Source organism: Kineothrix sp. MSJ-39 (assembly GCF_018917935.1).
Lineage (GTDB): Bacteria > Bacillota > Clostridia > Lachnospirales > Lachnospiraceae > CAG-194.
On sequence record NZ_JAHLPN010000012.1, the window covers coordinates 42,272 to 63,298 of the forward strand.

The following is a 21,027-nucleotide window of genomic DNA, read 5'->3' on the forward strand; positions in this document are numbered from 1 at the left end:
AGACATGAAAGATATTTAAATACAGCAGAAGAGTAGGTGACAAATATGGAAAAGAAAAGAAGAGAATCCAGCTGTGATTCCTGTGTAAATTATGTATATGATGAAGATTACGAGTGTTATTGCTGTGATATGGATTTAGATGAGGATGAAATGGCACGTTTTATGGCAGATAGCGTGCGCGACTGCCCATACTATCAACTTGACAACGAATACCTCGTAGTCCGCCATCAAATGTAATGCATCTGTTTTACAGATGCATCTGTGAAGCGTATATATAAAAGGGTTGTATCTGTAATAAGCAATCGATAGTGTAGCCGACCGAGATTTATCGGTCACTTTACCGGAGCGAGCGATCACAAAGCATTGATAAAATGTAATGGATTTGCTTGTCAAATCCATTATGCAGACACCGAGCATCGGTGAAACCGATTATATATGCTCGGTGTTTCCCGTGACGGGAGCCCGGTAAAATGTGACTCAGATAAATCGCAGGGTAGGCAAACGTGATTGCGTTTACAGATACAACCCTTTTTTAATACTTCTTTAAAATCTCTTATAAGATCTTCGCCAGGAACGACTTCAGTCGTTCACTCTTTGGATGATCGAACAATTCTTCCGGCGTATTTTCTTCCAGAATCTTGCCTTCATCAATGAACATGACGCGGCTTGCAACTTCTTTTGCAAATCCCATTTCGTGTGTGACGATCAGCATTGTCATACCGTTGTATGCCAGATCCTTGATAACGGCTAAAACCTCGCCGACCATTTCAGGATCCAGAGCGGAGGTAGGCTCATCGAAGAGCAGCACCTCGGGATTCATACATAGAGCACGCACGATCGCGATACGCTGTTTCTGACCACCGGATAGCTGGCTTGGATAGGCGTTTGCCTTATCGGAAAGACCAACACGCTCCAGATACTGCATAGCAAGCTCTGTGGCGTCCTTTTCAGACATTCCCTGCAGCTTCATGGGAGCAAGCGTCAGATTCTTTAAGATCGTCATATGTGGGAACAGGTTAAAGTGCTGAAATACCATTCCGATCTTCTGACGGTAGGCATCGATATTTAAATGTTTATCCGTGATATCGCTGCCTTCAAAGTAGATTTTGCCACCTGTAGGCATTTCCAGAAGATTGAGGGAACGCAGGAAGGTTGATTTACCGGAACCGGATGGTCCGATGATAACGACAACCTCACCTTTTTCGATATCTGTAGAAATATGGTCAAGCACAAGACCGCTGCCAAATGATTTACAAAGTTCCTCTACGTGAAATAATGATTTATCGCTCACTGTTACGCAGCCTCCTTTCTAACTGTCTGACTAAGGATGAAAGGATCATGACCAGAATCAGATAAATCAGTGCTACTGCCAAAAGAGGCATAAACGCATTATAAGTACGGCTTCTGATGATATCACCGCCACGTGTCAGATCCATCAGACCGATGTATCCGCAGATGGAAGTTTCCTTTAACAATACGATAAATTCGTTCGCAAGAGCCGGTAATACATTTTTAAATGCCTGTGGCATAATGATGTACCACATGGTGCTAGCATAGGAAAAACCAAGGCTTCTGCCGGCTTCCAGCTGGCCGCGGTCAATCGACATGATACCGGAACGCACGATCTCCGCAACATAGGCACCGGAGTTGATACCGAATGCCAGAAACGCTACTACAACTTTATTTAAGTTGGAAGAAGCGAAGATCACGTAATACATGATCAGCAGCTGTACCATGGTTGGTGTGCCACGGATGACTGTCAGATAGACATTACAGATCGCATTTAAGAATTTCATTTTTCCGGTCTGGTCATATGTGGAACGGATTATGGCAATCAGAAAGCCGAGGACGATTCCGATGATCGCGGCAAATGCCGTGATCAACAGAGTAGTACCAAGACCTTGCAGCAGGTACATATAACGGGAATCATCTATAAAGTTTTGTTGAAAGCTTGCAATAAAATCACTCAATTATGTTCACCTATTTTCTTACGATAATAACCTGTGTAGCAGTTGTATATGGATCAGAGAAGTCGATATTCTTTAAACGATCTTCTGTAACAGTCATACCTGCAACACCCATATCAGCTTTACCGGACTGTACTGCATTGATGATAGAATCAAATTCCATATCTTCAATCTTCAGTTCATAGCCAAGCTTATCGCAAAGTGCCTGTGCCATGTCAGCATCGATACCAACGATTTCGTTTCCTTCATAGTATTCGTATGGCTCGAAAGCAGCATTTGTTGCCATTGTCAGAGTACCGTTGGAACGGTCTACATTTTCAGGAGATTCATAAGGACATGTGCCCTTTGTATCATCGCCGATGTAGTTTGCTGTGATCTGGTCAAGTGTACCGTCTGCCTTTAATTCAGCAAGTGCACCGTTGATCTTTTCTGTTAAGTCTTTGTTATCTTTGGAAATACAGATGGCATATTCCTCTACTGCGAATTCTTCGTCTAAGATCTTCAGATCGTCATTTTTTGCAACGAATGCCTTAGCAGGCTGTTCATCAATGATAACGCAGTCAATCTTGCCCTGCTTTAATGCCTGAACAGCATCGTTTCCTTTGTTGTAACGCTCAATCTTGGAAGCTGGTGTGTTGGCATCTGCAGGCTCTTCGTAATCAGATGCATAAATATCACCTGTTGTACCGAGCTGTACACCGATTGTCTTGCCCGGAAGATCATCTACAGAATTTACTGTATTTTCCGGAACTTTGCTGCCGCAGCCTGCAAGCAGTGTCATGCTGACTACTAATGAAAGTGCTACAAATTTCTTTAAATTTTTCATTTTTTCTCCTCCTGCATTTCTGCAAATTGCATATTATTCGCGGTAAGCCATATTTATAGGATACTTACCATCAAATTTCAACTTAGTATAGCAGAATGTGAAAATGAATACAATATACAGTTTGAAAAAAGACTGTTGTCGTAGGACGAATATATTTGACGATTTGTGTGGAAATCTGACAGAAAATAGAGTACAATTTTAAATATCAGGTGCATAAAATGCACGATAAGTGATAATGGAGGCAGCTAGGCTATGAAATTGTTAGAAGAGAGAATTAAAAGGGATGGAATTGTAAAACCGGGTAATGTGTTAAAGGTAGATAATTTTCTGAATCATCAGATGGATATTGCACTGTTTAATGAGATGGGCAAGGAGTTTAAAAGACTGTTCGCAGACTGCAAGGTCAATAAGATCCTGACGATCGAAGCATCCGGTATCGGGATTGCGTGTATTGTGGCGCAGTATTTCGATGTGCCGGTTGTTTTTGCCAAAAAGGCACAGAGTATCAACATTGACGGAGATGTATATTCCACAAAGATCCAGTCATTTACCCATCAGAGAGTATACGACGTGATCGTATCAAAGAAATACCTGAACCCGGAAGATCATATATTGATCATAGATGATTTCCTTGCAAACGGATGTGCCCTGGAGGGACTGATCGACCTTGTACAGAGTGCAGGTGCGACGGTAGAGGGCATCGGCATTGCCATTGAGAAGGGCTTCCAGCAGGGAGGAAAGCTGATCAGGGACAGAGGAATCCGTCTGGAATCCCTTGCGATCGTGGACAGTATGGAAGGCGGAGAACTGGTATTCCGCGAGCAGTAAGATGACATATTGATTGTATTTATGAAAAGTGAAACACAAAATGTAAAAGGAGAAGGGTATGATTTATAAATGTAGAAATTGCGGCGCAAATGCAATTTATTCCCCGGAAAAGGGTACAATGTACTGCCCCTATTGTGACAGTCAGGACAGTGAAGAACTTGCGCCGGGCGGTGGCATGGCTGTCTGCATGAACTGTGGCGGTGAGCTGAACCCGGGAGATTATATGTCTGCAGTCAAATGTGAGCATTGCGGAACATATGTAATCTTTGAAGAACGGACAGAAGGAACATACAAACCGCATGTGATTCTGCCGTTTAAGCTCGGGAAAAAGGAAGTGCAGGAGAAGATCCGGGCACGTTATGCAAAGGCAGCATTTATCCCGGCAGATTTTCTGTCCGATGCCAAGCTGTCAGAGATAGAAGGTATGTATATTCCGTTTTTTCTGTATGATTTTGACTGCAGATATACAATCAAAGCGACGGGAAGCAAGATCAGGAGATGGAGAAGCGGAAGCTATGAATATACGGAGACTTCTCTGTATCAGGTAGAGCGTGATGCAACGATCGATTTTGAAAAACTGCCGGTAGATGCGTCTATTGCAATGCCGGATGATGCAATGGATCTGATCGAGCCATATGACTATAAGGCACTGGAAGAGTTCCAGACGAAATATATGTCAGGATTCTTTGCTGAAAAATACAATATGGATGCCACGGAGCTCAGCCCACGTGCAAAGGATAAGGCGAAGGCAGATGCCAAGGCGATCATGAATAAGACGATCACCGGATATAGTACGATCACAAACCGGACGGACAATGTGACAATGGATGAGAAAAAGGCTGATTACGCGCTGCTTCCGGTCTGGTGTTATTCCTATCAGTATAAAGGGAAGGATTATCTGTTCAAAATGAATGGGCAGACAGGTAAGATCGTTGGAAAACCGCCTGTTTCCTGGGAAAGAGTATTTGGCTATGGTGCAACGATATTTGGCTGTACATCTGCAATCCTGACAATGATCATGCTGCTGGCGGAGGTATTATAATATGAAAGAATATTTTAAAAGATTTAAGTATTTATATATCACGTTGGTAGTTTTACTGGTGGTAACGGTTGCTGCAACTGCCGTATATATGACAAAGCAGAAGGCTGCTGCGGCAAATAAGGGCAAGCGGATGAATACCGAATGCCTGACAGAGGAAAGAGTATTTGACTACGCAGATGTATTGACGGATGCGCAGGAGGAGGATCTTCGTGCTTTGATCGCAGAGAAGGAAAAAGAGGTTGCCATTGATATAGTTCTTGTGACATTGAATGAAGACGTAGGCAGCAGTGATGATGCCCTGATGGAATATGCGGATCAGTTTTATGAGGATAACAAATTCGGTTATGATAAGCCGATCGGTGACGGTGTTATTTATGTAGATAATTATTATGACAGATATGTATGGTTTGGTACGACCGGAATTGCGGAAAACGCTTATACGACATCTGCTATCAATAACCTTCTGACCGATGTGGGAAATCAGACAGATGCTGATCCATATGAGGCCTATATGATGTATGTCAATCGTGTTGCCATTTATATGGCACAGAAGGAATCGGAAGGCACAATGGGTATTTTCGTAGATCCACTCAGTATCTTAATCGTAGCGATGCTCATAACCGGAGTTTATGTGATTGTAAATCTGAAAAAGCAGGAAGGCAAAAGAACGACAACTGCATCCACCTATGTGGAACGGACGCCTGTCATGAACAATCAGATCGATCAGTTTATAACGAAATCAGTCACAAAGCGAAAGATTGAGACATCAAGCAGCAGTGGCGGCGGTGGTCATTCCGGTGGTGGCGGCGGTGGTCATCATGTGTCAAGCGGCGGTCATTCCCATGGCGGTGGCGGCAGACACCGCTAGGCAGCCAAATGCGTTGTAAATTATTTTATAGCGAAAGAGCTATATTAAGCGCCTCAGAAATCGTAAAGCTGAGGCGCTTTATTGTTTCATCGATATCTTTGCTGGTCACATACATATTGTAAAGATCGTGGAATGTTTTCTGAACGGCAGGATTATCCTGTTCTAACAGGAGCATATCGGATTCAATGCTTTCCAGTGCACTGACCACAATGGTGGCTGCATCCACGACTGTGGGCACACCAATGGCAATGACGGGGATTCCAATGGTTTCCTCGGTCAGGCCATTCCGGTGATTCCCGACGCCGGAGCCTGGCTGAATACCGGTATCGGTTAGCTGGATCGTGGAATTCAGCCTTTTGGTGGAGCGGGCAGCCAGTGCATCGATCACGATCATGACATCAGGGCTTGTCTGTTTTACGACGCCCTTTATGATCTCAGCAGTTTCCATGCCGTTCTTTGCCATGACGCCGGGCGCGAGTGCACTGATCTCATGCATTTTTTCCTTATTATATGCAGCTTTGCCATATTCCCGGATGATATGCCTGGTGATACAGAGATGGTCGACAACTGCAGGCCCCAGCGCATCGGCGGTTACATCACGGTTACCAAGGCCGATCACGAGGACAGACTGTTCTTTTTGCAGACTGGGAATCAGCTTTTTAAGCTGTCTGGCAAGCTCTGTGGAAATTTCGCGGTGACTGCCTTCATCATTTTGTGCCATACGGGGGGCTTCTATGGTGATGTAAGTCCCCATAGGCTTTCCGATCGCTTTTGCGCCGTTTTTTGTCGTCACATTTACCTCTGTGATATGCGTATGGCTTTTTTTGCGGTCGTACTCTGACACCGTTACCCCGTGGAGTGACTTGCAGCTATCTGTATTCCGGATACTTTCATGCGCCTCCAGCGCGAGGTCGGTTCTGATTTCTGAAGAGATCATAAGGGCTCCTTTTTTGATGCCTACGAATTGCTCCGTGCGTAGCACGTAGCAATTCTCCCCAATATTCGCATTTCGGTTTAGACCTTTTGTCCCTGGCATCATTATATTGTAGTTAGTATTGCACAAAATAGGGAGAATCATACTATTCATCAAACAGGAATCAATCTTCTGCGAAAAAATTCATGGAAACACTTGACAAATATGGGCGCATACTTTACTATAATATGCGTGTGTTTACATTAGACTGTCCGTGTCCGGCGTAATGTGACACGTTACAAACAATAATTGAACATTACATGGGAGGTGTAGATCTTGGCTAACATCAAATCTGCAAAGAAAAGAGTATTAGTTACAGCAACTAAAACAGAAAGAAACAAAGCAATTAAGTCCGGTGTTAAGACTGCAGTAAAGAAAGTTTACGCAGCAATCGATGCAAACGACAAGGAAGCAGCTAAGGCAGCATTAAATGATGCTACAGTAACAATTGATAAAGCTACTTCTAAGGGTGTTTATCATAAAAACACAGCATCCAGAAAAGTTTCCCGTTTAGCTAAAGCGGTTAACAAGATGGCTTAATCGAACATAAATCAAAATGTAGAGGCATTCGGATCCCGTCAGTCCGAATGCCTTTTTTGCATAACACCCGGGCCGGCTTCATAGGATGTAAAAAGAAGTCTTGGGATGGTGACGGATGAATCGTAAAATGCGCATGATCGGAAAAAGAACAGGGAGGCTTCTGGTAGTTATGACCGGATGTCTCTTTTTTTTATATATTGGTGCCTGTGGACTGCCTGTTTCCATACAACTGCATTGTCTGATGCTGCCCTACAGTATGCAAAGAGAAGATGCGGAGAAGGGTATTTATCAGGGAATAACAGGCTGCATGCCCTTATATGCCTATGCAAAGGAGCAGGTGGAAGTGGATGGACAGGATCTTGCCACGACTTACATTTTACTGGAAGGCAGGGATGAGTCACACGAGGTATTGCAAGCAGAGCGTAATTCAGAAGAAACAATAGATGAAAACAGAAGTGAAAGTAATAGTGATGGGCAGATGGATCATGAAAATGACCAGTTAGTATCAAATGACGGAGATACAGAAAAGGCACAAGGCATACAGGTAGGGAAGAATGATAATACCAATGTGGAGGAAGTAGTAGAAAGTATGGAAAATACGCAGAGTGAACAGGATGAAAGCTCTGACATAGAAGAAGATCGAGAAAACGCAGATATAGATGCTATGGCAAGTGAAAACCAAAAGGCGGTTATGGATCAGCTCATGGCAGCACACGTCGGAAAGCAGCCACCTGATCTGACGCCCTATCAGGATTTTGATACACTGCTGCAGACCTTTTATGTATTGGATTCTACGACCTATATTGATAATACAGAGCTAAATATAGATAAATTATTGAATCAGGATTTAACTATTGCGAAAGGAAGCGAGAAACCACAGATTCTGATTTACCATACCCATGCGCAGGAAGGATATGCAGATTCGGTGGAAGGAGATCTGTCGACAACTGTGGTAGGAGCAGGAGATCAGCTTGCTTCTCTTTTGGAAGAGAGAGGGTTCTGTGTACTGCATGACAGAGGCATTTATGATACGGACAGGGATTATGCTTATTCTGTAGCTGCACCTGCGCTACAGCAGATCCTGACAGAACATCCTTCGATTGAAGTGATCATTGACCTGCACAGAGACGGGGTGGGGGAGGATACACATCTTGTGACGGAATATCAGGGCCAAAAAACAGCGCAATTCATGTTTTTCAATGGACTGAGCCGTACCAGAAAAGCCGGGGAAATTCCGTATTTGGTAAATGAAAATCGAGATGCGAACCTTGCATTTTCGTTTCAGATGCAGCTGAAGTGTCAGCAATATTATCCGGGGCTTGCCCGGCGAATTTATCTGAAGGGATATCGGTATAATATGCAGTATCGGGCAAGAAGTCTTCTTGTGGAGCTTGGGGCACAGACGAACACGCTTGAGGAAGTGCACAATGCGGTTCCTTTGCTTGCTGACGTGATTGCAAGTGTGCTGGAGGGAGAAAAATAATACTGATCGATCGATGATGGAAATCTTCTTGAAGATAATACCTGTTTTATGTTATACTTGCAGGCGTAATGTGTATAAATGATACCAATATGTGGTTTACATAAAGCAATATACGGAGGAAGTACATGACACATATAGATCAGAGTAAAATCAGAAATTTTTGTATTGTTGCCCACATTGATCACGGCAAATCGACACTGGCAGACCGTATCATTGAGCGTACGGGGCTTTTGACAGAACGTGAAATGCAGGCTCAGGTGCTGGATAATATGGAACTGGAGCGTGAAAGAGGTATTACGATCAAGGCACAGACAGTCCGTATTATTTATAAAGCAAAGGATGGCGAAGAATATATTTTCAATCTGATTGACACACCCGGTCATGTGGATTTTAACTATGAGGTAAGCCGTGCGCTTGCAGCCTGTGACGGCGCGATCCTTGTTGTGGATGCTGCACAGGGAATCGAGGCACAGACACTTGCCAATGTCTATCTGGCACTGGATCATGATCTGGATGTCTTTCCGGTCATCAATAAGATCGATTTGCCAAGTGCGGATCCGGAGCGCGTGAAGGAAGAGATCGAGGATGTGATCGGGATCGAAGCCATGGATGCCCCTCTTATTTCGGCCAAAAACGGAATTGGGATCGATGATGTGCTGGAACAGATCGTCAAAAAGATCCCTGCACCGACAGGAGATCCGGACAAGCCTCTGCAGGCACTTATTTTTGATTCTTTGTATGACTCTTATAAAGGCGTTATCATTTTCTGCCGGATCCGGGAAGGAAAGGTAAGAAAAGGAACACCGATCAAGATGATGGCGACGGGCGCACAGGCAGATGTTGTGGAAGTCGGCTATTTCGGACCGGGTCAGTTTATTCCGTGCGAAGAGCTTTCCGCAGGCATGGTAGGTTATATCACAGCTTCTATTAAAAATGTCAGGGATACACGCGTGGGTGATACAGTCACAGATGCATCCAATCCGTGCAGTGAGCCGCTTCCGGGCTATAAGAAAGTAAATTCCATGGTATACTGCGGACTGTATCCGGCAGATGGTGCCAAATATCCGGAGCTTCGTGATGCGCTGGAAAAGCTGCAGCTGAATGATGCTTCCCTGAATTATGAGCCGGAAACATCAATCGCACTTGGATTTGGATTCCGATGCGGTTTTCTGGGACTGCTGCATCTGGAGATCATTCAGGAAAGACTGGAGAGAGAGTACAATCTGGATCTGGTTACGACAGCACCGGGCGTTGTTTATAAGGTGTTTAAAACAAACGGTGAAATGATAGAACTGACAAATCCGAGCAATCTGCCGGATCCTTCGGAGATTGAGCATATGGAGGAACCGATCGTCAGTGCAGAGATCATGGTTACGACAGAATTTATCGGACCGATCATGGAACTTTGTCAGGAAAGACGAGGCGTTTACCTTGGCATGGAATATATTGAAGAGACAAGAGCGCTTTTAAAATATGAACTTCCGCTCAATGAGATCATTTATGATTTCTTTGATGCTTTGAAATCCCGTTCCAGAGGTTATGCATCCTTTGATTATGAGCTCAAAGGCTATGAGCCGTCAGAGCTTGTGAAGCTGGATATTCTGATCAATAAAGAAGAAGTGGATGCACTTTCCTTTATCGTGCATAAGGACGGTGCTTATGAGCGCGGCAGAAAAATGTGTGAAAAACTGAAAGATGAGATTCCGCGTCACCTGTTTGAAATTCCAATCCAGGCGGCTGTAGGCGGCAAAGTAATCGCCAGAGAAACGGTCAAGGCGATGCGCAAGGATGTGCTTGCGAAATGTTACGGTGGTGATATTTCCCGAAAGAGAAAGCTTCTGGAGAAGCAGAAGGAAGGTAAGAAACGTATGCGTCAGGTCGGTAACGTGGAAATCCCGCAGAAGGCATTTATGAGCGTTCTGAAACTGGACGACAAAAAATAGAAACGAGAACAGCATGCAAAATAAAGAAGAGTTAAGCCTGTATATCCATATCCCTTTTTGCGTACGAAAGTGCGGCTATTGTGATTTCCTCTCTGCACCGGCAGATGAAAATACACGGGACCGGTATGTACAGGCTCTTCTTATGGAAATAGAGCGTTATCAGGGAACGGAAACAGCGGACAGAAAGATTAAAACACTTTATATCGGTGGTGGTACACCGTCGATATTATCCGTGAAACAACTGGAATGCATTATGCAGAAAATTAAATGTACATTTAATTTTAATGATAGTGCAGAAGCATCCATGGAAATGAATCCGGGAACAGTCACGAAGGAGAAGTGCAGAGCCCTTTATCAAATGGGGATCAACCGGCTCAGCATCGGACTGCAGTCTACAAATGATGAGGAGCTGAAAGCACTTGGGCGGATCCACTCTTATGAGGACTTTTTAAATACTTATACATGGTGCAGAGAAGCCGGTTTTCAGAACATTAATGTTGATCTGATGGCGGCACTGCCTTACCAGACGGTGGAAAGTTATGCGGCAGGGCTTCGTAAGATCGTCCATCTGTCACCGGAGCATATTTCTGCTTACAGTCTGATCCTGGAAGAAGGAACACCGTTTTATCAAAAATATAATAGCAGTTGTTATCCGTTGCCGGATGAAGACCGGGAACGCCTGATGTACAGAGAAACGGAGCAGATTCTGGCACAGGCAGGCTATGAGCGGTATGAGATTTCCAATTATGCGAAAGCTGGCTATGCCTGCAGACATAATCTTGTGTACTGGCAGGGAGGAGATTATCTGGGGCTGGGACTTGGCAGCTCTTCTTATGTGGATGGCGCACGGTTTCATAATACAGCTGATTTTAACACTTATGTAAACCAATTTATAAATGGAGAACAACCTGTCGATCGTAATGATGAACATATGCATGAACAGGGAAAACAGCAGATAGAAGGATCTGCCGAAGATCAGGATATACAGTTTCGGTGCAGAAAGTATATCGAAGATTGGGAAGAGCTTTCCATGCAGGCGAAGATGGAAGAATTCATGTTTCTGGGGCTGCGGGTTATGGAAGGCGTATCCGGGGCGGAATTTGAAAACCGTTTTGGAAAAACAATGGAAGAAGTATATGGTGCTGTTTTGCAAAAGCATGAAGAAGAAGGATTTTTGCGGATTGAACGCAGGGAAGATTGTAAAGAGGATCGTGAAGAAACTACGGCAGAATCATCAAAAAGAAAAACAAATATTGAAAGAGTTATGTTAACCACAAAAGGTATTGATGTCAGCAATTATGTATTTGCAGATTTCCTGTTATAATTCTTGCACTGTCTGCGTTTTCTATGTATAATAAAAATTGGTCGTTACTTTAACCAAACCCTATGCATACAATGGTATAAAACGTATTTGGGAGGCTTCCCTTGCAGACCTTTCAAAAACCACTTTCTGACGAGGAAGAAGCGTATTATCTGCAGATGCTTAAGGGGAACGATGTCAAACAGAGTGAGGAAGCCAGACAGATACTGATAGAAAGAAATCTGCGGCTGGTCGCCCACATTGTGAAAAAATACCAGAATGTGGAGGAAGACGCAGAGGATCTGATTTCTATAGGGACGATAGGACTCATTAAGGCGATCCAGACATTCGATGGAGGAAAAGGAAGCCGTCTGGCAACTTATGCTGCCAGATGTATTGATAATGAACTGTTGATGATGCTCCGTATGCGGAAAAAGACCGCAAGGGATGTTTCATTGTATGAACCGATCGGAACAGATAAAGAGGGGAATGAGATCAGCCTGTTGGATGTTACCTTATCCAAGCAGGAAGATTTCGCGGAGATGATCAGCCGACGGGAAGATATCAGCAAGGTCAGAAGACTGGTGACTACGGTTTTATCTGACAGGGAAAAAGAGATCATTACGATGCGTTACGGGCTTTTGGGTGAGCAGGAGCTGACGCAGCGGGAGATTGGGGAAAAACTGGGTATATCCAGAAGCTATGTGTCACGTATTGAGAAGAAGGCATTACTGACATTGAAAAAGGCTTTTGAAGATATGTAATGTATAATTCCGGTTTTATGCCGGAAAGAAAAGAGAGGTACAATTATTATGGAAAGTTTAGAGGAAATACTGCACGTTGCCTATGAGGCAGGGGCATCCGATATCCATCTGACGGTTGGTATTCCGCCGACAATGCGTCTGAATGGTCATCTGGTAAAGATGGATTATCCGATCCTCAGACCGGAAGATACATTGGAGCTTTGCCTGGATGTATTAAACCCGGTGCAGCGTGAAAAATTCGAGGAACGTGGTGAATACGACCTTTCAATCGCATTTGCCGGAATCGGTCGTTATCGTGTCAACGTATTCAAACAGCGTGGTGCGATCGCACTTGCACTTCGTACTATTACAGATGAGATCCCGGATCCTGAAAAGTTAGGTGTTCCGAAATCAATCGTAGATCTGTACCAGAGAAAACGTGGACTTGTCCTTGTAACAGGACCTACAGGTAGTGGTAAGTCAACAACACTGGCATCCATTATCAATAAAGTAAATGAAAACAGAGACGCTCATATCATTACACTGGAAGAGCCGATCGAGTATGCGCATCATCATAAGATGTCCATGGTAAACCAACGCGAGATCGGGCAGGATACATTGAGTTTCGACTCCGGCCTTCGTGCAGCACTTCGTGAAGACCCGGATGTTATCCTCGTCGGAGAAATGCGTGACTTCGAAACAATCAGTATCGCCATTACCGCAGCCGAGACCGGACACTTGGTATTCTCCACACTGCATACAGTAGATGCGGCAAGTACTGTCGACCGTATCATCGACGTATTCCCGGAGCATCAACAGCAGCAGATCCGTGTACAGCTTTCCAACGTTATTGAAGCGATCATTTCCCAGACATTGATCCCTAACGTTGCAGGAGACGGCCGTTGCGCAGCTTTCGAAGTTATGCACGCTACATACGCTGTTCGTAACCTGATCCGTGAAGGTAAGTCACATCAGCTCGATTCCATCATCCAGACAGGTAAGAAGGAAGGCATGATGACGCTTGATGATTCCCTGCTTGCTTTGTATATGCAGAGAAAGATCTCCAAGGAAAACTGTATCCAGTTCTCCCGTGATCCGGAGAAGATGAAGACAAAAGTATTCTAAATCTGTTATTTAAATTCTAAAATCTGTGACCGGGCAGGATTGCCTGCCCGGTCATCTAAAACCTAACATTCATAATTTCAATACAATCAATTAAAAAAATCCCTCTTAAAAGCAATAACAATTTATTTATCACATCAAAAAGGAGAACACATCTATGTACAAATCTATTTTGTCAGGGGCTTTTCATGGCATGGAGAGCTTTCTGGTACAGGTCGAGGCTGACATTTCCGACGGACTTCCGTGTATGGATATGATCGGTTATCTTTCAAGTGAAGTAAAGGAAACAAGGGAACGGGTACGCGTTGGTATCAAAAACAGTGGGTATCAGCTGCCTGTGAAGCGGATTACTATCAATCTGTCGCCCGCAGATGTCAGAAAAGGCGGCAGTGCATTTGACCTGCCTGTGGCACTTGCTCTGCTTGCAGCCAGCGGACAGATGGACGAGGCTGCTAAAATGGCGTATGCGGCAAGGGAAAATGAAGAGGCAAGGAAAACAGGAGAATTTCTTGTGCTGGGCGAGATGGGGCTGGATGGCACGATCAAACCGGTAAAGGGCGTATTTCCTATTTTGATGCATGCACTGGATATGGGAATCGGAAAGTGTATTGTTCCGATTGAAAATCAGAAAGAAGCAGAGGCGGTAGACGGTATGCAGGTTTGGGCAGTCAGGACACTTGCAGAAGCTGTATCTGTATGGACAGGAAGGCTGAATACGGGTGGATCATCAGATGACCGAAATGCAGAAGCAGAAAGGAAAAAAACAGAAAATGATGAAACCGGTGAAAGCCGGATGATAAATCGGGAAAATAAAAAAGATTTTGCGGATGTGTGCGGACAGGAAATGGCGAAGCGTGCAGCAGAGATCGCAGCAGCGGGATTTCATAATCTACTGCTGGTCGGACCGCCGGGCAGCGGAAAATCCATGATCGCAGAGCGCATTCCTACCATTATGCCACTGATGAGCAGGGAGGAAAGCATCGCAGTTACAAAGATCAGCAGTATGGCAGGAAAACTACAAAAAGGAGAAGGCATGGTGCGGCAGAGACCTTTCCTGCAGCCACATCATACGATCACTGCACAGGCTCTGGTGGGAGGTGGAAATACACCGATGCCGGGGATCGTGACACTGGCGCATCGCGGTGTGCTGTTTTTGGACGAATTGCCGGAGTTTGGCAGGGAAAAGCTGGATCTTTTAAGACAGCCGGTGGAAGATAAGAAAGTACAGATCATCAGGGCAAGATATGCCTGCACGTATCCTTCAGACTTTTTGCTTGTTGGAGCGATGAATCCGTGCCCATGCGGATACTATCCGGATCTTCACAAGTGTAATTGTACGGATCAGGAAAGAGAAAGATATCAAAAGCGTGTTTCGGGGGCACTTTTAAACAGACTGGATATCTGTGCTGAAGTAGGACGGATTGAGTGGGGACAGTTACAGAAACAGGGAAATGAATCAAGTGCAGTGATCGCTTGGCGCGTACAAAAGGCGATCAACAGACAGAAGAAACGATATGGGATGGATAATAAATTTAATGCAGATTTATCCAATGAAGAAACGATACTGTACTGCGGAATGAATGCAGGTGCAGAGCGGATTCTGGAGAGAACCTACACAAAATACCAGCTAAATCCAAGAAGCCTGTTCCGTATCCGCAGACTGGCAAGAACGATCGCCGATCTGGCAGAGTCGGATGAGATAAAAGAGGCACATGTCAGCGAGGCGATAGCGCTGAATAAGGGGTTGTGGCATGTGTAAAGGAGAGATTATGAGACATTCAAAAGAGGAATTACAAATCATAAATAATTATAAAAAATCGGTTGATCTGGAAGTGAGGAATTTCGTGGAGAAAGTATATGGTGGCGAGCATGTACAACCAATCACCGTCGGATTTTTAACGGATCGTGCAGCAATAGAAATTGAACATTTGACAGGAATGATGGTATATGGAAATAGGATAGTCCTTGATGATAATGCTGTTATTCATATAAAAAACAGACATGGTATAGGAGGGGAGCAAGATGAGAGCATGAAGAATATTGATGATATTGCAAGGATTGGTTATGTGCTGGCAAATTATGATAATATCGAATTTTACGGTGAATATGCACAGGGATATGTCGATGCAAATGGAAAGCAAGCCCCAAAAGTTGTTGTAATAAAGAAAATTAACGGAACATTTTATGTCGTTGAAGCGGTAAGTGATGCAAAGAAACATCGAAATTATATAGTTTCCGCCTTTATTAAGCCGGCAGATAGAAAAAGCGATTCATCAGTCCCTAATAATGCATATGCCCTAGGTAAACGTCCGAAACGTAGCTGATGATATCGCCTTTATTGATTATTATATAACATATTCTGAAGATATATTCAAGAGCAGGAGACACTACATGACAACAAAAAACATAGAAGAACAAAAGAAATATGAATACTGGCTGTACCAGACAAATCCGCTGCGGCGAAGCCGCATGATCCGGCTGACGGAGCGGGGGATCAGCCCCAAGGATCTTTATGAGATAAAAGAGGAAGAACTGAAGAAGCTGTGGCGGTCTATTTGCCAAAATGGACAGGATAGTGTGACGGAAAGAGATATAGCTCTTATTTTAGAAAGCCGCAGGACATTTGATCTGCAGGGAGAATATGAAAAACTGCGTGAAAAAGGAATTGCGTTTATATCCATACTGCATGAGGATTATGCGTATAAGCTGCGAAATATCCCGGATCCGCCATTTGCCTATTTCAAAAGGACAGACAATACAAAGAACAGATCAGATCAGCCGACGATTGCTATTATCGGAGCCAGAAACTGCAGTGGATACGGAAAAGAGATGGCGAAAAGACTGGGAACGTGCTGCGCAGATCTGGGAATGACAGTTGTCAGCGGACTGGCAGCCGGGATAGATGGCATGGCGCAGGAAGCTGCCAATCAGGCAGGTGGATTTGTACAGGCGGTACTTGGAAGTGGCGTGGATATCTGCTACCCATCACGGAACAGAGAACTATATAACGATATCCTGAAAAATGGCGAGATCCTCAGTGAATATCTGCCGGGAACCGCTCCAATGGCATGCAACTTCCCTCCGCGAAACCGAATCATCAGCGGGTTATGTGATGCTTTGATCGTGGTAGAGGCAAGACAGAAAAGCGGAACAAGCATTACGGTGAATATGGCGCTTGAGCAGGGCAAGGATGTATATGCCATTCCGGGACGGATCACGGATCCGATGAGTCTTGGCTGCAATCACATGATCAGCCAGGGGGCAGGCGTTATCACGGATATAGAGGAAGGACTGCTGGAAATCAGGCAGATCATACTGGAAAGAAAAGCGCAGGCAGGTTGTAGCTATGGCTTATGTGACGAGCATAATGCTGGCATGAGTGAACACACAGATACAAGTAATAAATCACAAGGCGACTCAAGTTTACATAACACTAACGAACAAAAGAATCCGTATCCGCAGGATGACCTGAAAGGATGTCTGTATGCCTGCATGGACTATATGCCTAAAACCATGCAACAGCTTTATGAAGAAATTGGAAATGCCAATATTGCGGAGATCATGACCGCTCTTTTGCAGATGGAACTGGATGGGGCGGTTACGGAAAAGGGAGGGGCGTATTCTTTATGAAATAAATTTGAAACGGGCTACACTTTGAAATTCAGATATGATAAACTAAAAAGAAAATGAGGCACAGGCAAGCATAAGAGCGGCAAGATTTGTACCGGGACTATCAATTAATGCATATTGACAGGAGGTAGTGTAGATGAATGCAGTAAAGGAAACAGTGAGACTGGAAATATTAGAAGTTTTTTATGGTAAAATACGCATTATCGATGCCGAAACAATGTTTTTCAAGTAAAGATATTATGTTTTTGAATATAGATGATACCTCGGTTACTCTTGATTCAAAGGTGGAGTATGACTGCTCTACTGACAGTAAGCGATGAATATATTGAAATGTCAGATAATTGAATAACGAAGGGGTATTTGCAGGGGCTGTTTGCTGCCTGCTTTTATAGATGACGAATGAGATGACAAGGAGCAGTGCATATGAAGGAAACGTATCAGTATATAAAGGGAAAGGCTAAAATGTATATTTCCTGGATGGGGGAGAATTGCTTTACAGAAAAAGCTTTTTACTTATATGTTATATCTTTTATGATTATTATTCCGGTTTTTGAATTACTGTTTGAAGCATATGATGAAGCATACACTTCACAGCCAATCATTGTCGGAGGATATGGATGCGTCGGTATAATAATGTATGCGGTTCATTTCCTGAAAAATAAAAAGGAATTTAAATGGTGCATGTCTGATGTGTTTTATCTGATCCTGTTTCTTTTTGCAATCCTTTCGCTGGTTTTTTCCTGTGATATAGAAGAATCTGTGTTGGGCATAGACTATGATGAACCGATTGAGATTTATGTGGCATATTTTTCACTTATGTTTGCAGCAACGATGATAAGAAAATATGAATATAGAAGAAATATTTTATATACCTTTTTATGGATGGTGTTTATAGAAGGTGGATACGGGGTGCTGCAGAGCTTTGGTATTACAATAGCGCCTGCGGCAAGAAATGCAGAGGCAAATCTGCCGGGAGCGAGGATCGCATATGGGCTTACACAGAATTCCAATTTTTATGGCGCGTTGACAGTTATAATGTTTGCTGCTGTTTTGGGCAAATATTTGTTTGATAAGGAAAAGGTATTCAGAAATATATACATGATCGGTATTGTGATCGGGTTTTATGCCTTGTTGGCATCTAATGCCCGTAGCGCATGGGTCGGCGCAATTGCTATTTTCCTGTTTTATATTGTTGCATTTCTTGTAATGCATAAACATAGCAGACAAAAGGAATGGCAGGTGCAGAGAAAACGTCTGGCAGCTGCATTTCTTGTGTGTGTAGGAGTGATTGGTGCTTTCCTGTTATTGTCAAACAATTTACAGACCCGCTTTATGAAAGCGGAATACGAAATGGAAGTGGGAGGAATTGACAGGCTTGGCAGTGGACGGATCGGAATTTACAAGCAGGGCTTAAAAAGTATTCCAAAACATTGGCTTACCGGTGTAGGACTGGATAATTATATATATACATATAAGGAAGATCCTGCTTATGGTTTTGAAATGGGAGAAGAGGAGGGGGCCAAAAAAGCACACAATGAATTGCTGCATATTGCTGTTACACAGGGAGTACCTGCCGGGATTGCCTATTTACTTCTCTGGATCTATGCAGTTACGGTCGGCGTGAAAAATGTAATAGAAATGAAAGACGAGAATCAAACTATTTTGACATGGATATTTCTGGGAATGGCAGTAGGATATATGGCGCAGGCAGTGTTTAATTGCAGTGTACCGAATGTGGCATCCTATTTCTGGATTGTGCTTGGCTGTGTAATGCCGAGAGATACGCAGAAACAACATTTATATATGGAACAACAGAAGAAGGCATAATTTGTTATGTACAATTTATCAGAAATATACGACGTAAATAAATAAAAATGTAAAAAGTGCCCAAAATTAGATGAAATTTTTGTGTACATATTTGAGTACAAAAGGTTGTAAGCGACTTTACACAATCTTAAGAAAATGTTAAAATGATTTACATAAAATTCATACTTTGGGTTTGCTATGCCCGTAATGACCGAATTTTAAAAAGTAGGAAGTAGTATGAAAGGACAGTAAGATGGGGTTATCAGGAAGAAGAAAGATAAGAATCGGTGATATTCTTATCAATGAAGGCATTATTTCACAGGAACAGCTCGATGAAGCGCTTGCCAAGCAGAGGGAGAATAAGAAACGACTTGGTGAAATCCTTGTAAATGATGGATATGTAACAGATGAGACAATGGCAAATGCCCTTTGCCATCAGCTCGGATATGAAAGAGCTGATCTGCAGAGCCGCATACCGGATGATTTGATCTCCATGTTTGATGTGGATATATTGAAGAAGTATTCAGCCATCCCTTACCGGTATGACGACCGCAATGTGAATGTGATCTGCATGGCAATGTCCGATCCGATGGATATGCTGGCGATCGATGACCTTTCGATGATCAGTAACCGTATGATCCAGCCGGCTGTTGCAACACCGCGAGAGATCATGCTGGCAATCGATAAGTATTATGGAAATGCCGAAGCAATCAAAGCGGCTAATGATTACGAGCAGGAAAGAGCCGATCTGTTCCAGGAAGATGAAATGGATCGAATGATCAATGAGGATGTCAATAATTCCCCGATCGTACAGCTCGTGAATAACATGCTGGAACAGGCAGTTCGTCAGAGAGCTTCCGATATCCATATCGAGGCACTGGAAAAGAAAGTTCGGATCCGTTATCGAATTGATGGCGCATTATTCGAACGTATTACATATAATATAAAGCTGTTACCTGCAATCGTAGCCAGATTAAAGGTTATCGGCGGAATGGATATCTCCGAAAAGAGAAAACCGCAGGACGGCCGTATCACAACATTTGTTGATAACAGAGAATATGATATCCGTGTATCTATCCTTCCGACGGTATACGGCGAAAAGACGGTTATGCGTATTACCAACAAAGGTAATCTGACGCGAGATATTTCAGAGCTTGGTTTCAGCGAAAGTGAGAGAAAGGTATTTACACATATCCTGAAGAACCCACATGGTATCATCCTTGTTACGGGACCTACAGGTAGTGGTAAATCAACAACGCTTTATACGGCATTGAGCGAATTAAATACAGAAGCAGTTAACATTATTACGGTCGAAGATCCTGTCGAGGCAAATGTGGCAGGTATCAATCAGGTACAGACAAATGTAAAAGCAGGACTTACCTTTGCAAGTGCGCTTCGTTCTATTCTGCGTCAGGATCCGGACATTATCATGATCGGAGAAATTCGAGACGGCGAGACAGCGAGCATTGCGGTGCAGGCGTCTATCACAGGTCACTTGGTTGTTAGTACACTGCATACGAACTCGGCGGCAAGTACGGTATCACGTCTGGAAGATATGGGAATCGAATCTTATCTGATTGCCGATTCTGTTGTGGGTATCATTGCGCAGCGTCTGGTACGCCGCCTGTGCCCAAGGTGCAAACAAAAACGTCTTGCGAATGAAGATGAACTGGAAGTTCTTGGCATGGAAGGACAGGAAGTGGAAATCTACGAGCCGGTCGGCTGCCCGAATTGTGACAACAGTGGGTATCGCGGACGAATCGGTGTATATGAGATTCTGGAAGTGAATAATGATGTAAAAAGATGCATCGCAAAAGGCGGTGACGCTGATGCGATCAAGGAAGTAGCTTTGAAAAACGGTATGAGCACGCTGCGTATGAGCGCAACAAGATATGTGCTGCAGGGCATTACATCAGTCAGTGAAATGATCAAAGTTTCCTTTGAAAGCTAGAAGGA

At 43.7% G+C, this 21,027-nt stretch carries 19 protein-coding genes; 15 read left to right on the top strand and 4 right to left on the bottom strand.

The window, feature by feature from the left end; genetic code table 11:
- The first annotated feature begins 45 nt into the window (after positions 1-45).
- Positions 46-237: a DUF6472 family protein gene (locus tag KQI22_RS08940; protein WP_022005470.1), complete on the top strand. Its 192-nt coding sequence runs from the start codon at positions 46-48 to the stop codon at positions 235-237.
- 316 nt (positions 238-553) lie between these two features.
- Here the strand turns inward: KQI22_RS08940 and KQI22_RS08945 are convergent, their stop codons facing one another.
- The 3 genes from KQI22_RS08945 to KQI22_RS08955 all read right to left on the bottom strand — a co-directional run bounded on the left by KQI22_RS08945 (position 554) and on the right by KQI22_RS08955 (position 2,793).
- Positions 554-1,291, bottom strand: a complete 738-nt coding sequence (locus tag KQI22_RS08945) for an amino acid ABC transporter ATP-binding protein (RefSeq protein ID WP_216551735.1) — start codon at positions 1,289-1,291, stop codon at positions 554-556.
- Positions 1,281-1,916, bottom strand: coding sequence for an amino acid ABC transporter permease (locus KQI22_RS08950; protein WP_216551779.1), 636 nt, complete (start codon positions 1,914-1,916; stop codon positions 1,281-1,283). The genes KQI22_RS08945 and KQI22_RS08950 overlap by 11 nt, the downstream gene beginning before the upstream one ends.
- A 64-nt stretch (positions 1,917-1,980) precedes the next feature.
- Positions 1,981-2,793, bottom strand: a complete 813-nt coding sequence (locus KQI22_RS08955) for a transporter substrate-binding domain-containing protein (protein ID WP_216551736.1) — start codon at positions 2,791-2,793, stop codon at positions 1,981-1,983.
- Between the two features lie 252 nt (positions 2,794-3,045).
- Here KQI22_RS08955 and KQI22_RS08960 point away from each other — a divergent pair, with 252 nt between their 5' ends.
- Genes KQI22_RS08960 through KQI22_RS08970 form a run of 3 tightly spaced genes read left to right on the top strand, consistent with a single transcriptional unit; the run spans position 3,046 to position 5,531 of the window.
- A complete protein-coding gene (locus KQI22_RS08960; RefSeq protein WP_216551737.1) occupies positions 3,046-3,621 on the top strand; it encodes a xanthine phosphoribosyltransferase in 576 nt (191 codons plus the stop codon).
- Positions 3,622-3,679: 58 nt separating this feature from the next.
- A complete protein-coding gene (locus KQI22_RS08965) occupies positions 3,680-4,663 on the top strand; it encodes a hypothetical protein (protein WP_216551738.1) in 984 nt (327 codons plus the stop codon).
- A 1-nt stretch (position 4,664) separates the two neighbouring features.
- Positions 4,665-5,531 carry a TPM domain-containing protein gene (locus KQI22_RS08970; RefSeq protein ID WP_216551739.1) on the top strand — a complete coding sequence of 289 codons (867 nt, stop codon included), beginning with the start codon at positions 4,665-4,667 and terminating at the stop codon, positions 5,529-5,531.
- Positions 5,532-5,556: 25 nt separating this feature from the next.
- On the opposite strand, the gene gpr is transcribed toward KQI22_RS08970, so the two are convergent.
- Positions 5,557-6,468, bottom strand: a complete 912-nt coding sequence (gpr, locus tag KQI22_RS08975) for a GPR endopeptidase (RefSeq protein WP_216551740.1) — start codon at positions 6,466-6,468, stop codon at positions 5,557-5,559.
- Between the two features lie 312 nt (positions 6,469-6,780).
- Between gpr and rpsT the strand changes: the two genes are divergently transcribed.
- The 11 genes from rpsT to KQI22_RS09030 all read left to right on the top strand — a co-directional run bounded on the left by rpsT (position 6,781) and on the right by KQI22_RS09030 (position 21,022).
- Complete coding sequence (gene rpsT / locus KQI22_RS08980; protein WP_022005461.1) at positions 6,781-7,044, top strand: 30S ribosomal protein S20; 264 nt, start codon at positions 6,781-6,783, stop codon at positions 7,042-7,044.
- 115 nt (positions 7,045-7,159) lie between these two features.
- The gene (gene spoIIP / locus KQI22_RS08985; RefSeq protein ID WP_216551741.1) at positions 7,160-8,527 is read left to right on the top strand and encodes a stage II sporulation protein P; all 1,368 of its coding nucleotides are present in this window, start codon (positions 7,160-7,162) and stop codon (positions 8,525-8,527) included.
- Positions 8,528-8,652: 125 nt separating this feature from the next.
- Positions 8,653-10,470 carry a translation elongation factor 4 gene (gene lepA, locus KQI22_RS08990; protein WP_216551742.1) on the top strand — a complete coding sequence of 606 codons (1,818 nt, stop codon included), beginning with the start codon at positions 8,653-8,655 and terminating at the stop codon, positions 10,468-10,470.
- A gap of 13 nt (positions 10,471-10,483) precedes the next feature.
- Positions 10,484-11,794 (top strand): radical SAM family heme chaperone HemW, encoded by a 1,311-nt coding sequence (hemW, locus tag KQI22_RS08995; protein WP_216551743.1) that lies wholly within the window; start codon positions 10,484-10,486, stop codon positions 11,792-11,794.
- A 101-nt stretch (positions 11,795-11,895) separates the two neighbouring features.
- Positions 11,896-12,534, top strand: a complete 639-nt coding sequence (gene sigK, locus KQI22_RS09000; protein ID WP_216551744.1) for an RNA polymerase sporulation sigma factor SigK — start codon at positions 11,896-11,898, stop codon at positions 12,532-12,534.
- Between the two features lie 48 nt (positions 12,535-12,582).
- Positions 12,583-13,638, top strand: coding sequence for a type IV pilus twitching motility protein PilT (locus KQI22_RS09005; RefSeq protein WP_216551745.1), 1,056 nt, complete (start codon positions 12,583-12,585; stop codon positions 13,636-13,638).
- A 154-nt stretch (positions 13,639-13,792) separates the two neighbouring features.
- A complete protein-coding gene (locus tag KQI22_RS09010; RefSeq protein WP_216551746.1) occupies positions 13,793-15,394 on the top strand; it encodes a YifB family Mg chelatase-like AAA ATPase in 1,602 nt (533 codons plus the stop codon).
- A gap of 10 nt (positions 15,395-15,404) precedes the next feature.
- On the top strand, positions 15,405-15,959 hold the full coding sequence (locus tag KQI22_RS09015) for a PBECR3 domain-containing polyvalent protein (RefSeq protein ID WP_216551747.1): 555 nt from the start codon (positions 15,405-15,407) through the stop codon (positions 15,957-15,959).
- 67 nt (positions 15,960-16,026) lie between these two features.
- A complete protein-coding gene (dprA, locus tag KQI22_RS09020) occupies positions 16,027-17,265 on the top strand; it encodes a DNA-processing protein DprA (protein ID WP_216551748.1) in 1,239 nt (412 codons plus the stop codon).
- 423 nt (positions 17,266-17,688) lie between these two features.
- Positions 17,689-19,092 carry an O-antigen ligase family protein gene (locus tag KQI22_RS09025; protein ID WP_216551749.1) on the top strand — a complete coding sequence of 468 codons (1,404 nt, stop codon included), beginning with the start codon at positions 17,689-17,691 and terminating at the stop codon, positions 19,090-19,092.
- Positions 19,093-19,324: 232 nt separating this feature from the next.
- A complete protein-coding gene (locus KQI22_RS09030) occupies positions 19,325-21,022 on the top strand; it encodes a GspE/PulE family protein (RefSeq protein WP_216551750.1) in 1,698 nt (565 codons plus the stop codon).
- The last annotated feature ends 5 nt before the right edge of the window (positions 21,023-21,027 follow it).

Bases quoted from the DNA above. Each gene is read 5' to 3' on its own strand.
- KQI22_RS08940 (WP_022005470.1), top strand. From the start codon at position 46: ATGGAAAAGAAAAGAAGAGAATCCAGCTGTGATTCCTGTGTAAATTAT.
- KQI22_RS08950 (WP_216551779.1), bottom strand. From the start codon at position 1,916: ATGTACCTGCTGCAAGGTCTTGGTACTACTCTGTTGATCACGGCATTT.
- KQI22_RS08955 (WP_216551736.1), bottom strand. From the start codon at position 2,793: ATGAAAAATTTAAAGAAATTTGTAGCACTTTCATTAGTAGTCAGCATG.
- KQI22_RS08960 (WP_216551737.1), top strand. From the start codon at position 3,046: ATGAAATTGTTAGAAGAGAGAATTAAAAGGGATGGAATTGTAAAACCG.
- KQI22_RS08965 (WP_216551738.1), top strand. From the start codon at position 3,680: ATGATTTATAAATGTAGAAATTGCGGCGCAAATGCAATTTATTCCCCG.
- KQI22_RS08970 (WP_216551739.1), top strand. From the start codon at position 4,665: ATGAAAGAATATTTTAAAAGATTTAAGTATTTATATATCACGTTGGTA.
- gpr (WP_216551740.1), bottom strand. From the start codon at position 6,468: ATGATCTCTTCAGAAATCAGAACCGACCTCGCGCTGGAGGCGCATGAA.
- spoIIP (WP_216551741.1), top strand. From the start codon at position 7,160: ATGAATCGTAAAATGCGCATGATCGGAAAAAGAACAGGGAGGCTTCTG.
- lepA (WP_216551742.1), top strand. From the start codon at position 8,653: ATGACACATATAGATCAGAGTAAAATCAGAAATTTTTGTATTGTTGCC.
- hemW (WP_216551743.1), top strand. From the start codon at position 10,484: ATGCAAAATAAAGAAGAGTTAAGCCTGTATATCCATATCCCTTTTTGC.
- KQI22_RS09005 (WP_216551745.1), top strand. From the start codon at position 12,583: ATGGAAAGTTTAGAGGAAATACTGCACGTTGCCTATGAGGCAGGGGCA.
- KQI22_RS09010 (WP_216551746.1), top strand. From the start codon at position 13,793: ATGTACAAATCTATTTTGTCAGGGGCTTTTCATGGCATGGAGAGCTTT.
- KQI22_RS09015 (WP_216551747.1), top strand. From the start codon at position 15,405: ATGAGACATTCAAAAGAGGAATTACAAATCATAAATAATTATAAAAAA.
- dprA (WP_216551748.1), top strand. From the start codon at position 16,027: ATGACAACAAAAAACATAGAAGAACAAAAGAAATATGAATACTGGCTG.
- KQI22_RS09025 (WP_216551749.1), top strand. From the start codon at position 17,689: ATGAAGGAAACGTATCAGTATATAAAGGGAAAGGCTAAAATGTATATT.
- KQI22_RS09030 (WP_216551750.1), top strand. From the start codon at position 19,325: ATGGGGTTATCAGGAAGAAGAAAGATAAGAATCGGTGATATTCTTATC.